This is a genomic window from Streptomyces sp. NPDC048254, from assembly GCF_043201895.1.
Classification (GTDB): domain Bacteria; phylum Actinomycetota; class Actinomycetes; order Streptomycetales; family Streptomycetaceae; genus Streptomyces.
In genome coordinates, this window is record NZ_JBICZJ010000001.1 from 45,775 (window position 1) to 59,295 (window position 13,521).

Sequence of the window (13,521 nt, forward strand, 5' to 3'; positions counted from 1 at the left end):
AGGCAAACGGCGGTCAGCGGCTCTCGGTGACGGGCAGGTGACCGGAAGGTTGCGGAACGGTGGCCAGCGGGGAGTGGGCGAGCCCCGAGGCCGCCGACGGCACGGGGTGCCGTTCGTCCGGCGGGATGACCTCCGGCAGCCCGGCCGGCTCGCCGAGCACCACATGCCGTACGACCCGCTCGGCGGCGCGTCCGTCGTCGTACCGGCAGAACCGCTCGCGGAACGCGGCGCGCAGCTGCGCGGAGCGGGAGCCGCGCCAGTGGCTGCTGGCGAAGATGTCGATCAGCTCGTCCTCGGTGCGGGCGACCGCGCCGGGCGGGCTGGAGCGCAGGTCGAAGTAGGTGCCGCGGGCCGCGTGGTAGGCGTCCCAGTCCTCGGTGTGCACGACGATCGGGCGGTCCAGGTTGGCGTAGTCGAACATGATCGACGAGTAGTCGGTGACCAGCGCGTCCGAGGCGAGGCAGAGGGACTCCACGCTCGGGTGGTCACTGACGTCGATCACCCGTCCCCCGGCCGCGAGCGGGCCGCCGTGCCAGTAGTGGGCGCGGGCCAGGATCACGAAGCGCGGGCCGAGCCGGCGCACGATCCGGTCCAGGTCGAGCGCGGGGCGCTGGGTGCGCCGGTAGTCGCGGTGGGTGGGCGCGTACAGCAGCGCGACCGCGCCCTCGGGGACGCCGAGCGACTCGCGGATCCGGGTCACGTCGGCGGAGGTGGCCTGCTGGAAGACGTCGTTGCGGGGATAGCCGTATTCGAGGGTGGTGTAGCCGCCGGGGTAGACGCGCTCCCAGGTGAGGGTGGTGTGGCGGTTCGCGGACAGGAGGTAGTCCCACTTGTCGACGCCCCGCAGGAGCTCCTCGAAGTCCATGTCGGCGGCGGCCGCCGGGTGTTCCTGGAGGTCGAGGCCCATGTGCTTGAGCGGGGTGCCGTGCTGGGTCTGCACGAACACCTGGCCGGGGCGCTTCTTCAGCCGCCGGTCGAAGTTGACGTTGTTGACCAGGTACTTGGAGCGGGCCAGCGCGGTCCAGTAGCCGAAGGTGCCCGGACGCAGCCGGCGCGGGCCCGGCGGGACGGTGTGCTGGTGCTCGGGGCGGGCGATCCAGGAGGTGCGGATGTGCGGGGCGTGACTGCGGAACGCCGCCTCCAGCGCGCCCGGGTTGCAGCTGTGGCCGCGGTTCCAGTAGGCGGCGAAGACCGCGCGGTCGGCGCGCAGCGGCAGGCGCAGCTGGACGCGGTAGTGCAGCTGGAGGAGGGCCGAGCGCAGGCCCCGGACGGACTTGACGCCGGCCTTGACCGTGCGGCGGCCTCCGGAGCGCGTCAGCTGGAGGGCGCGGTAGGTGCGGTGCAGGCCGTAGTGGACGAGGCCGTGGCGGAGCCGGGTGGGCCACGGGACCGGGGCGCCCTCGGCCCGGTACCGGCGGTAGTGGGCGCGGGCCCTGCGCAGGAACTCGGCGCGGGTGCCGCGGGGCAGCCGCTCCCGCCGGGTGAACACCGTCGACAGGTGGTCGATCATCCGCCGGAACAGCACCGGCCGCCAGCGGGCCAGTTCGGGCCGCTCCTCGATGAACGCGAAGACCCGGTCGTACTGTTCGAAGATGTCGAAGTGGCTGCGGCTCGCGGTGCCGAGAATGCTGCCCTGCCGCCGCTGCCGGTAGTGCACACAGACCCGGTCCAGCGTCGCGATCGTCCCGGCGGTCATCAGGACCGGGTAGGTCCAGGGGGTGTCCTCGTAGTAGCCGGGCGGGAAGGTGAAGTCGTGCTCCGCCACGAACTCCCGCCGGTACGCCTTGTTCCAGGCCACCATGAGGACGCGGAGGAGGCCCGGCCGGTCCTCGAGGCGGAAGGGCGCCGGGCCCTGTTCGGTCAGCTGGAACGCGACCTTGTTGCGCTCCGCCCGGCCCGTCCAGAAGGTCCGCGCGTAGTCGTACACCAGCACGTCCGGCTCGCCGGTCTCCTTGATCCGGTCGGCGATCGCCCGCAGCGCGTCGGGGGTGAGGGTGTCGTCGCCGTCCAGGAAGATCAGGTAGTCGCCGCGCGCCTGCTCCATCCCGGCGTTGCGGGCACCGCCCAGGCCCTGGTTCTCGGCCAGGTGGACGGGCCGTACGCGCGCGTCGCGGGCCGCGTACTCGTCGATGACCGTGCCGCAGGCGTCCGGCGAGCGGTCGTCGACGGCGATCAGTTCGAGATCGGGATACGACTGCGAGAGCACCGAGTCCAGGCACTCGGGCAGATACGCCTGGACCTTGTACGCGGGGACAATGACACTGAACCTGGGCAAGGGACATCCATGGGTCGGTCGGCGCGGGCGTTCTGCCCGGGAACGGCCAATGGAATGATTTGGTTACGGTTCGTTAGGTCATGTGGGTTACATTCCGTGAACGGTGAAGGACGAGCCGATGGCCGACTCGCCCTTCTTCGAGGCGTCTTGTGTGGTTATTTGACCGCGCCCGCCATCACCCCCGTCACGAACTGCCGCTGGAACGCGAAGAACACCGCCAGCGGGATCACCATCGAGATGAAGGCGCCGGGGGCCAGGACGTCGACGTTGTTGCCGAACTGGCGGACCTGGGTCTGGAGCGCCACCGTGATCGGCTGGGTGCCCGACTTGGTGAACACCAGCGCGACCAGCATGTCGTTCCACACCCACAGGAACTGGAAGATGCCCAGACTCGCGATCGCCGGCCCGCCGAGCGGCATCACCACCCGGGTGAACAGGCGCAGTTCACCGGCGCCGTCGAGACGGGCCGCCTCCAGCAGCTCTCGCGGGATCTCCGCGAAGAAGTTCCGCAGCAGGAACACCGCGAACGGCAGACCGAAGCCGACATGGAAGAGGACCACTCCGAGGATCGTCCCGAACAGGCCGATCTTGCCGAAGAGTTCGGCGATCGGGATCAGCGCGACCTGCACGGGGACCACCAGCAGGCTGACCACGATCAGGAACCACCAGTCCCGGCCGGGGAACTCCATCCACGCGAACGCGTAACCGGCCAGCGCCCCGATGATCACGACCAGGACCGTCGCCGGGACGGTGATCAGGACGGTGTTCCACAGCGAGTTGGTGATGTCGCTGTTCTCCAGAAGGTTCTGGTAGCTGTCGAAGGTGAGCTGGGACGGCTTGGCGAACACGTTCCACCAGCCGCTCGCGCTCATGTCCTCCGGGGAACGCAGGGAGGAGGCGAGCAGCCCGATCGTCGGCACCAGCCAGAACAGGGCGACGACGATCAGGAAGAACCGCACCAGACCGCCGTTGATCTTCTCCAGCAGCCAGCTCATCGCCGTTCCTCCCGTCGCAGCCGACGCACGTTGAACCACATCACCGGGATGACGAGGAGCAGCAGGAACACCGCGATCGCGCTCGCGATGCCCGGCTGGCCCTCCGCGAAGCCCTTGCGGTACAGCTCCAGGGCGAGCACGTTCGCGTCGTCCTGCGAGGAGCCCGGCGCGATGATGTACACGAGGTCGAAGACCTTCAGCACGTTGATCATCAGGGTGACGGTGACCACCGCGAGGACCGGTGCCAGGAGCGGCACGGTGACCTTGCGGAACACCTGCCACTCGGTCGCCCCGTCGACCCGGGCGGCCTCCAGGAGTTCCCGGGGGACACCTGCCAGTCCGGCCGCGATCAGCACCATCGCGAAGCCCGCCCACATCCAGATGTACGACCCGATGATGGCGGGCGTGACCAGGGACGGGCCGAGCCAGTCGACGCCGTTGTAGGGCTGCTTGAAGTTGCTCGCCGGGAGCCTGAGTTGTGCTCCGTCGGCAGCGGCGGGGAGGGTGAAGGTGCCGTCGGCGGCGGCCTCGGCCGAGGCCACCACCTTGCCGTCCTTCACCGCCTCGACGCGCATCCCGTCGTAGCCGAGCTCGGACGGGTCGGGGGCGCCGAGCCTGCCGACGCCCTTGCCACGGGTGAAGTCCTGCCAGGTGGTGCCGGTGATCTTCCCGGGGTCGGGCCGCGCCGCCACGGCCTTCTTGGCGCCGTCGGGCATCTGGTCCGGGGCGACGCCGACCAGGGGAAGGGTGACGGTCTGCCCGGTGTGGACGGTGGCCGTGGTGACGAAGCCGCCCTGGTCCGGCTTCAGCGGCGACTCCCGTCCCGGGTGGGCGTTCGGGAACGCGGAGGACTGGGCGAAGGTGTCGTGGATGCCCACCCAGACCGCGTTGGCGACGCCCTTGTCCGGGTCCTGGTCGTAGACGAGACGGAAGATGATCCCGGCGGCCAGCATGGAGATCGCCATCGGCATGAAGACGACCAGCTTGAACGCCGTGCCCCAGCGAATCCGTTCGGTCAGCACCGCGAAGATCAGACCGAGGGCGGTGGAGACCGTCGGCGCGAACACCACCCAGATGATGTTGTTCTTCAGGGCGGTGCGGATGCCGTCGTCCGTGAAGATCGCCTTGTAGTTGTCGAAGCCGGCGAAACCGTCGCCGTTCGCGTTGTAGAAGCTGCGGATCAGCGAGTACCCGATCGGGTAGACCACGAGCGCGCCGAGCAGCACCAGGGCGGGGAGGAGAAAGAGGAACGCCACGGTCCTGCGGGTGCCGGTCACGCTCTTGCGGCGGCCGGGGGGAGCGGGGGCCGTGGTCGCGGGTGCGGCCATCGCCGGGTCAGCTTCCGCTGCCGTAGGCGGCCGCCGCGTCCTTCTCCAGCTTCGCCTGGGTGCCCGCGACGTCCTTCGGGTTCTGCAGGAAGTCCTGGAGGTCCTTCCACTCGCCCTTGCCCGGGGTGCCGCCGAACGCCTGCGGGGCCTGGTCGGACATGTCGAAGCGGAAGTCGTCACCGGACGCGATCAGCGCCTTGGCGATCGTGCGCTGCACCTCGTTCGGATACGCCGAGTTCGGCACGCTCTTGTTCGGCGAGAGGTAGCCGCCGAGCTTCGCCTGGATCGTCGCCGCGTCAGGGGAGGCCAGGAAGGTCGCGAGGGCCTGGGCCCCCTTGGAGTCCTTGAAGATGACGGCCGCGTCACCGCCGGAGACCACGGGCGCGGCGGAGCCGACCGCCGGGAACGGGAACACCTTGGCGTCCGTGCCCACCTTCGCCTTGGTCTCACCGATGTTGACCTGCACGAAGTCGCCCTCGTAGACCATCCCTGCCTTCGGCTGGTCGCCGCCGGTGAAGGCCTGGGTGACCGAGGCCGGGAACTCCGTCTGCAGGGCGCCCTTCGCGCCGCCCGCCACGTACCCCTTCTTGCCCCAGATCTGGGCGAGCGTGGTCAGCGCCTGCTGCACCGACGGGTCGGTCCACTTGATCTTGTGCTGGGCGAGCTGGTCGTACTTCTCCGGGCCCGCCTGGGAGAGGTAGACGTTCTCGAACCAGTCGGTCAGCGTCCAGCCGTCGGCGCCGCCGACCGAGAACGGGGTGACGCCCGAGTCGTACACCGTCTGCGCGGTCGTCTGCAGGTCCTGCCAGGTCTTGGGTTCCTGGGCGCCCGCGTTCTCGAAGACCGTGGCGTTGTACCAGATCAGCGACTTGTTGGCGGCCTTGTAGTAGACGCCGTACTGCTTGCCGCCGACCTTGCCGATGTCCTGCCAGCCCTGCGAGTAGTTCTTCTGCACTTCCTTGACCGCGTCCGCGCCGAGCGGCTTCGCCCAGTCCTTCTGCACGGCCTGCTTGATCGCGCCGGGCTGCGGCAGCAGCGCGATGTCCGGCGGCTGACCGCCCGCGATCTTCGAGCCGAGGAAGTTGATGATCGGATCCTGGGCGGGCACGAAGGTGACCTTCGCACCGGTGCGCTTCTCGAACTCCGCGAGTACCTGCTTGAAGTTCTTCTGCTCCTGCCCGGTCCAGACGGCGGCCACCTCAAGCGTGGTGCCGTCCAGTTTCGGGAGGGTGAGGGTGGAACCGGACGTATTGGCGCTGCTCTCCGAGCCGTTGTCGTCCTTCTTGTCGTCGCTGCCTCCGCACGCGGTGAGCGCGAGGGCTCCCGCGAGGAGTGCGGCAAGCGTGGTGACGGCCCTGCCTGTCCGGATGGTGTTGCTCATGGCGCGCATCACTTCCCCGTTCGTCGTTCCTCGTTGAACGTCAGAACTCTGTCCCGTGCGCTCCGGTGTACGCGGGGGCCGCCTGTGCGGCAAGGGTGCGTACAGGTGAGGGGCGGGGATCGTGATCGCCTCGTGATCAGTGACCCGGGTCGCCCTCGCTCACAGAAGCGAAGGAACCTCCGCCGCCGAGACCTCCCGCGCCGCTCTCTCCACCGCGCTCGCCAGCAGCGCCAGGTCCGTCGGGCCGTTGCCCAGCTCCCGCACCGGGCGGCGGGTCGGGGGGTCGCCCATGCGGGGCCAGTCGAGGGGTACGACGGTGGGGCGCTGGGTCGCCGTGCGGGGGATGCGGCCGGTGACGCGGCCCGCCTGGAACGCCGTGACGTGGCCGTCCGGTGTGGTCAGGCGGCCGCGGCCCGGGGCCGGTTCGTCGGGTCCTGTGGCCGGTGGGTCCAGGGTGACGCGCAGGGTGGCCCGCCGGGCCGGTTCCGTCTCCGCCGTACGGCCGCCCGCACCGGTGGCCGCGATCAGGTGGACGCCGAGCCGGTCGCCCTCCTTGGCCACCGCCTCCAGCGCCCGCATCACGGAACCGGCGGCCGGCCGGCCCGGTGAACCGAGGGCGGGCGAGACCAGGGCGTCCAGATCGTCGACCACGACGACCAGGCGGGGCAACGGCGGTGGTGCCTCGGTGCGTTGACGGGCGGCGGCTCCGGCCGAGGGGCGCAGCCGGATCGTGGAGCTCGGCGGTGCCTCTATGTCGGCGGCGCCCGCGGCGGCGGGGCGGCCGCGCTGGGTGACGATCCGGCCCGAGATCTCCCGCTGGCTGTGCCAGTCGGTGAAGTGGGAGCGGCCCAGCAGTTCGGCCCGCCGCTTCAGCTCGGCGCTCAGTGACTGCGCCAACTCCCGCATCCGGACCGGGTCGTTGACGGAGAGGTGGGTGGTCACATGCGGTATGTCGGTGCACACCCGCAGGCCTTCGCCGAGTCCCGCGCCGGCACCGGTGCCGACGCCGTCGCGGCCGTCGATCAGGACGATCCCGAGCCGGTCGGGGCGTTCGGCGGCGGCCAGCGAGGCGACCATCGCCCGCAGCAGCTCCGTACGGCCACTGCCGGGCGGGCCCTCGACCAGCAGATGCGGTCCCTCGGTCACCAGGTCGGCGCCGAGCGGGCCGCGCGGTCCGGCGCCGAGCACCGCCCGGGCCCGGCCGCCCAGCGACTCGGCGTCGTCGGCCGCGTCCGCCCAACGGGCCATCAGCGACGCCGGGGTGGCCCGCGCCAGCCCCAACTCGTCCAGCAGGCGGGCGGACTGGGGGAGCGGGGTGGCCACGCGCGCGTGCCGGTCGCCGGCCGGGCCGTCGGGGCGCAGCGGGGCCAGCGCCCTCGCGAACCGCTCGGCCCAGGCGGGGGAGACCGCGTCCACCGCGGCCAGGGTGCCGGGGCCGAGGGGGCCCGCCGCGTCGGTGCGGGCCACCCGCAGCAGATGCAGGGCCGTCGCCACGTCCCCGCTGAGCAGGGCCACGGCCCCGCACTCCCGGAACGTCGGCGTCACCGCGCACGCCGCCTCGTAGGTCTGGGTGACCGGCGAGGTGGGCGAGGTGGGCGCCGTCTCCGCCAGGCAGATCACATGCACTCCGGCACGCGGCCCGGCGACGGTCAGCCGCGCCACCGCGTCCCGCAGCGCCGAGCCGCCGGGATCGCCGTCCACGACGACGACCGTGTACGGTCCCGGGAAGCCGCCCCTGCCGTCTTCGTCGCCGTCGCCGAGGTCGTCGCGGGCCCAGGAGGGGCGGTGGGCGGCCTCGGCGGGCGGGGCGTCCGCGGTCGTACCCGCCAGGTTCGGGCGGTCGGCGGCGGTGGCCGGCCGTCGGGGCGCGGACAGGTCCTCCACCCTGCGGAGCAGCTCCTCCACGCGGGCCGCGGCCTGTTCGCGGTCGTAGGCCAGCAGGAGCCGGCAGTCCTGGCCGTGCCCGGGGCGGACGTGCGGAAGCCAGCCGAGCCAGGACCATTCGGCCGTGCGCTCCTCGAGGGAGCGGGCCCGGTCCGCGCTGATCAGCACGATCTCCAGCAGGTCGGGGGAGTGCAGCGTGGCGAGCTGCGCCAGTACGGCGCGGGCGAGACCGGCGAGGCGGGTGCGCGGGCCCGCGAGACCGAGGGCGCCGGCCTCGCGCAGGTCGGCGGTGACCGGCACGGCGGGGAGCAGCCCCGGTCCGTCGGGCGCCGGGCGGTCCGCGGTGCCGAGCCGGACCGTGAGCGTCTCCGGGTGGCCGGGGCCGCGCTCCCAGAGGCGGGGGCCGGGGCCGAGCGCGGTCAGCAGCAGGGCGGCGGGATCGGGCCAGGTCTCGGGCTGGGCGGGGACACCGGGCGACGCCGTGCCGCCGTCCTCGGCCGCGGGTTCGCCGTCGGCGGCCGACAGCACCTCACCGCGTCCGCCGGCCAGCCGCCGCGCCCAGGCCCCGAGCCCGCCACGCCTGCGGGCGCCGGGCAGGGCGGGGGCGTCGGTACCGCGGAGGGGGGTGCCTTTGCGCCTGCCGGAGGAGGCGGCGGGGGCGGGGCCGTCGGAGACGTCACCGGCCGACGGGACGCCGTCCGGAGAGGTCCGGTGGTGCGCCGCCGCCGGGTCGGAGACCGCGGGTCCGGTCGGGCCGCTTCGGGCACCGGAACCGGACGCGGGCCCGTTGGAGCCACCTCGGGGGCCGGGGCCGCCGAGAACTCCGGAGCGGCCGGCGTGAGTGTCGCCGGAGCGTTGCGCGGGGGCGGACCGGCCCGTGGCGGTGGCGCGGTCCGCGGCGGCGGGGCGCTGTGGGTCACCGGTGCGTTGCGTGGTGGCGGAACCAGCGCGTGGGCCGGGCAGTCCGCCGCGGCTTCCGGCCGGCGAAGGGTCGTGCCCGCGTCCGGCCGGCGAGGGCTCGTACCCACGTCCGGCGGACGAGGGCGGCTCGTGCCCGGGTCCGGCGGCCGGTGCGCCGTCCCGGTGTCCGGCTGAGGACGGTTCGTGCCTGGATCCGGCCGGCTGCGGTCCGTCTCCGCGTCCGGCCGACGGCGGCTCGTGCCTGGGCCCGCCCGCCGGTGCTCCGTCCTCGCGCCCGGCGCCCGCAGGGAGTCCGCCGCCCTGCCCGGCCGTCGGCAGTGCACCCCGGCTCTCGATCCTCGGCGCTTCCCCCTGTGCGGGTACGACCGGTGACTCCCCCGGCCCGTGCTCCTGGCCCCCCGCCGCTCCGCCCGAGGCTCCCCAGCCCGCCGTGCCGTAGGCGTGATGGGTGCGGCCCGCCGGGCCGGGCGGGCCGTCGGCCGCGGCCGTCCCGCGCGCGGGGCTCGCGAGACCGCCGGCCGCGAAGCCGCCGCTGCCGTCGTCCGCGTCCGCGCCCTCACCCCCGAGCAGCACCCGCACGCATCCGTCCCCGTCCGGTGCCGTGCCGACCCGGGCTCCCGGTCCCCCGGACGGCGTAAGCCGCAGGGCCGATTCCCCGATGCGCAGGAGCGCTCCCGGGGCGAGGCGGACCGGGCGGTCGGTGACGCGGGTGCCGTCCAGGGCCGTGCCGTTGGTGGAGTGCAGGTCGGCCACCGAGACGCGGCCGTCGGCGGCGACCGTGACCGCGCAGTGCAGCCGGGAGACGTCCGGGTCGTCGAGCGGGACGTCGGCGTCGGCGGAGCGGCCGATGGTGATCTGGCCGCCGTGCAGGAGATGGACCCCGCCCGCGTCCGGGCCGGCGATCACATGCAGCTGGGCCGGGGCGTCGTCCAGCTCGGGATGCGGCTCGGGGGCGGCGGGCGCGCCCAGGGACAGCACGGCGCCGTCGACCAGCGGGGGCTCGCCCAGGATGCGGCGGCGGGCGTCCAGCCGCTCCGCCCCGGCGTACAGCACGACGGGGGCGCCGCTCGTCTCCCGGCCGCCCGGCCCGCCGTCACCGGTGACCGCCGAGGCCAGTGCTGAGGCCACCGCGGCCAGATCCGTGCCCGCGGGCGCCGTCACCAGCACGTCCCGGCTCACGGTCCGGCCCCGCTGCGCGGCAGGGCCCAGCGGGTCTACGACGGTCAGCCGGATCTGCATCGCCGTCAGCGGTCCCTTCTGCGCGGGCGCGGAATTCCCCCCACCGCCACGAGCACGTCGGCCAGTTCTGCTGTCGCACGCATCCTCGCACCTGCCACTGACAACGCGCCCACGACCCGATGGTAAGTGATCTTGATTGGTCAGCTCTGCCCCCAAAAGTGCCTGACCAATACCGCGCGGGCGATCACTTGAGATCGGTCACGTCCGGACCCGGCAACCACCGGACCGAAGCGAGCGTCTTTCCATCGAACAACTGCGGGAACGCCTACGTATGGGGATACGTCCGGAACACTCGTCGGCCGCCTGCGGTGCGGGGGAAAGCACAGCAGGACGACAGCCCGGTGCCAGGGACGACGGCACTACAGTGGGTCGGACACAAGAACCGGACACACCAGCAAGCGACAGGGAGCGGATGACGTGCGGCCGGTAGGCAGCAAGTACCTCCTGGAGGAGCCGCTCGGACGCGGCGCCACCGGCACCGTCTGGCGTGCCCGCCAGCGGGAGACCGCGGGCGCCGAGGCGGCCGTGCCCGGCCAGCCCGGGGAGACCGTCGCGATCAAGGTCCTCAAGGAAGAGCTCGCGAGCGACCCCGACATCGTGATGCGGTTCCTGCGGGAGCGCTCCGTGCTGCTCCGGCTGACCCACCCGAACATCGTCCGGGTCCGGGACCTCGTTGTAGAGGGCGATCTCCTTGCCCTGGTCATGGACCTCGTCGAGGGCCCCGACCTGCACCGCTACCTGCGGGAGAACGGCCCCTTCTCGCCGGTCGCCGCCGCGCTGCTGACCGCCCAGATCGCCGACGCGCTCGCCGCCAGCCACGCCGACGGCGTCGTGCACCGCGACCTGAAGCCCGCCAACGTGCTGCTCCAGCAGTACAACGGCCAGATGCACCCGCTGCTGACCGACTTCGGCATCGCGCGGCTCGCCGACTCCCCGGGCCTGACCCGCACCCACGAGTTCGTCGGCACGCCCGCGTACATAGCGCCGGAGTCCGCCGAGGGCCGCCCGCAGACCTCCGCCGTCGACATCTACGGCGCCGGCATCCTGCTGTACGAGCTGGTCACCGGGCGCCCGCCGTTCTCCGGCGGCAGCGCCCTCGAAGTCCTCCACCAGCACCTCAGCGCCGAGCCGCGCCGCCCGTCCACCGTCCCCGACCCGCTGTGGACGGTCATAGAGCGCTGCCTGCGCAAGAACCCCGACGACCGGCCCAGCGCCGAGAACCTCGCCCGCGGCCTGCGCGTCGTCGCCGAGGGCGTCGGCGTGCACGCGAACTCCGCGCAGATCGCCGCCGCCGAAGGGGTGGGCGCGCTGCTGGCCCCCGACCCGGCGCCGGCGGCCGTACCGGGGTCGGCCGATCCCACGCAGGTACTGCCGAACACCGGCGCGGGCGGGTCGTACGACCCGAACGCGGCGACCAGCGTGCTCCCGCACACCGGCGGCCCCGTCGGCGCCGCCGATCCGACCGCCGTGCTGCCGAACACCGGCGCAGCCGACCCGACGGCCGTCATGCCGCCGATGCCCCAGGGGCAGCCGGGCCAGCAGCAGCCGGAGCAGCCGCATCCCTGGCAGACCCAGCTCCGCGCGGCCCGCGACCGCAACGAGCAGACGCAGGTCCAGTACCTCGACCCGAACGAGGACCCGCTGCGCCGCCGCCCCCAGCGCCAGGTGGCCCGGCCGCAGCAGGAGCCGCCGCGCCAGGCCCCGCAGCAGCAGCCGGTACGCCGGCCGCAGCCGCGCGGGCAGCAGGGCGGACCGCAGGGCGGGGGATACGGGCAGCAGGGCGGATACGGCCAGCAGCAGCCCGCCGGGTACGGCCACCAGCCGCAGCAGTACGCCCCGCCGCCGCAGCAGCCCCAGCGGCCGCAGCAGCGCTACGCGCCCCCGGCCGCCCCCGCCGAGCCGCAGCGGGCCCCGCGCGAGCCGCGGCAGCGCAGCGCCAACCCGATGAAGATCCCCGGGCTCGGCTGCCTCAAGGGCTGCCTGTTCATGGTCGTCATCCTGTTCGTCGCGGGCTGGCTGATCTGGGACCTGACCCCGCTGCACACGTGGGTCGGGGAGGGCAAGGGCTACTGGCACCAGTTGAAGGACTGGACGAAGGCGGTCGGTGACTTCTTCGACAGCGTGGGCAACGGCAACTGACCGCGAGTCTGGGGATTTGTCGACATCTGGCGGGTGATTTCCGCCTCCGTGGTGAAGGTTGGCTCTTCGGACGCGTACTTTTGTCGGCAACACGCGTCTGTAGGAGCAGTCTTGGCACGGAAGATCGGCAGCCGGTACACCGCCAACCAGATCCTGGGGCGGGGCAGCGCCGGCACGGTGTGGCTGGGCGAGGGGCCGGAAGGGCCCGTCGCCATCAAGCTGCTGCGCGAGGACCTCGCTTCCGACGAGGAGCTGGTGGGCCGCTTCGTGCAGGAGCGCACGGCCCTGCTGGGCCTTGAGCACCCGAACGTGGTGTCCGTCCGCGACCTCGTCGTCGACGGCAACGACCTCGCCCTCGTCATGGACCTGGTCCGCGGTACCGATCTGCGCACCCGCCTGGAGCGGGAGCGGCGCCTCGCGCCCGAGGCGGCCGTCGCGATCGTCGCTGACGTCGCGGACGGGCTGGCGGCGGCGCACGCGGCGGGCGTGGTCCACCGGGACGTGAAGCCGGAGAACGTCCTGCTCGACATGCAGGGCCCGCTCGGCCCCGGCGGAGCCCACCCCGCCCTGCTGACCGACTTCGGCGTGGCGAAGCTGATCGACTCCCCGAAGCGGACCCGCGCCACGAAGATCATCGGTACGCCGGACTACCTGGCCCCGGAGATCGTGGAGGGCCTGCCGCCCCGGGCGTCGGTGGACATCTACGCCCTGGCGACCGTTCTGTACGAGCTCCTTGCGGGCTTCACCCCGTTCGGCGGCGGCCACCCCGGCGCGGTCCTGCGCCGTCACGTCACCGAGACCGTCGTCCCCCTCCCCGGTATCCCCGAGGAGCTGTGGCAGCTGCTCGTGCAGTGCCTGGCGAAGGCGCCGGCCTCCCGGCTGCGGGCGTCCGAGCTGGCCGCGCGGCTGCGGGAGCAGCTGCCGACGCTGGCGGGGATGCCGCCGCTGGACGTCGACGAGCCGGAGACGGAGGCGTCGGAGGAGGCCGCCGAGGAGACGGCCGCCGCTCCGGCGACGGAGGAGCAGCGGGTACGGCGACGGGGGGCCGTCTCCCTGGTGCCGGGCGCGAAGCCGGACTCCAACCGGGACACGCACACGTCGATGCGGGTGCCGGGTCCCGACGAGCTGGCGGGCGGCGCGCGGGGCACGGCCAGGGCGCCGAGGGCGTCCGGGGCGCCGCGACCGGGCTCGGCCCGGCACAAGGCGGTGGCACGGCGGCGCAGGGTGACGCTGGGAGTGGCCGGCGTCGTACTGGCGGCGGCGGTGGGTGTCGGCGCGTGGCTGGCGTCCTCCGGCGACGACTCCCCGCCCCAGGACACCCACAGCACGTCGACCCCGTGACCCTCCGCCCGCCCGTCT

Annotated in this window: 7 protein-coding genes; 2 read left to right on the plus strand and 5 right to left on the minus strand. The window is 73.3% G+C overall.

Annotated features, from left to right (window positions below):
- Positions 1-13 precede the first annotated feature (13 nt).
- From ACGFZQ_RS00175 to ACGFZQ_RS00195, 5 genes are all read right to left on the minus strand, one after another.
- Positions 14-2,275 (minus strand): CDP-glycerol glycerophosphotransferase family protein, encoded by a 2,262-nt coding sequence (locus tag ACGFZQ_RS00175; RefSeq protein WP_393838473.1) that lies wholly within the window; start codon positions 2,273-2,275, stop codon positions 14-16.
- A gap of 155 nt (positions 2,276-2,430) precedes the next feature.
- A complete protein-coding gene (locus tag ACGFZQ_RS00180) occupies positions 2,431-3,270 on the minus strand; it encodes a carbohydrate ABC transporter permease (RefSeq protein ID WP_351746716.1) in 840 nt (279 codons plus the stop codon).
- Positions 3,267-4,598: a carbohydrate ABC transporter permease gene (locus ACGFZQ_RS00185; RefSeq protein ID WP_393838474.1), complete on the minus strand. Its 1,332-nt coding sequence runs from the start codon at positions 4,596-4,598 to the stop codon at positions 3,267-3,269. Before ACGFZQ_RS00185 ends, ACGFZQ_RS00180 begins: the two co-directional genes overlap by 4 nt.
- A gap of 7 nt (positions 4,599-4,605) precedes the next feature.
- The gene (locus ACGFZQ_RS00190) at positions 4,606-5,988 is read right to left on the minus strand and encodes an ABC transporter substrate-binding protein (protein ID WP_393838475.1); all 1,383 of its coding nucleotides are present in this window, start codon (positions 5,986-5,988) and stop codon (positions 4,606-4,608) included.
- A 150-nt stretch (positions 5,989-6,138) separates the two neighbouring features.
- A complete protein-coding gene (locus tag ACGFZQ_RS00195) occupies positions 6,139-10,023 on the minus strand; it encodes an FHA domain-containing protein (RefSeq protein WP_393838476.1) in 3,885 nt (1,294 codons plus the stop codon).
- Between the two features lie 417 nt (positions 10,024-10,440).
- On the opposite strand from ACGFZQ_RS00195, the gene ACGFZQ_RS00200 reads away from it, so the two are divergent.
- Entirely contained in the window at positions 10,441-12,162 is a 1,722-nt protein-coding gene (locus tag ACGFZQ_RS00200) for a serine/threonine-protein kinase (RefSeq protein WP_393838477.1), read from the plus strand.
- Positions 12,163-12,273: 111 nt separating this feature from the next.
- Entirely contained in the window at positions 12,274-13,503 is a 1,230-nt protein-coding gene (locus ACGFZQ_RS00205; protein WP_351746728.1) for a serine/threonine-protein kinase, read from the plus strand.
- Positions 13,504-13,521 lie beyond the last annotated feature (18 nt).

Excerpts from the sequence above, each read along its gene's own strand:
- ACGFZQ_RS00180 (WP_351746716.1), bottom strand. The coding sequence starts at position 3,270 with ATGAGCTGGCTGCTGGAGAAGATCAACGGCGGTCTGGTGCGGTTCTTC.
- ACGFZQ_RS00185 (WP_393838474.1), bottom strand. The coding sequence starts at position 4,598 with ATGGCCGCACCCGCGACCACGGCCCCCGCTCCCCCCGGCCGCCGCAAG.
- ACGFZQ_RS00190 (WP_393838475.1), bottom strand. The coding sequence starts at position 5,988 with ATGCGCGCCATGAGCAACACCATCCGGACAGGCAGGGCCGTCACCACG.
- ACGFZQ_RS00195 (WP_393838476.1), bottom strand. The coding sequence starts at position 10,023 with ATGCAGATCCGGCTGACCGTCGTAGACCCGCTGGGCCCTGCCGCGCAG.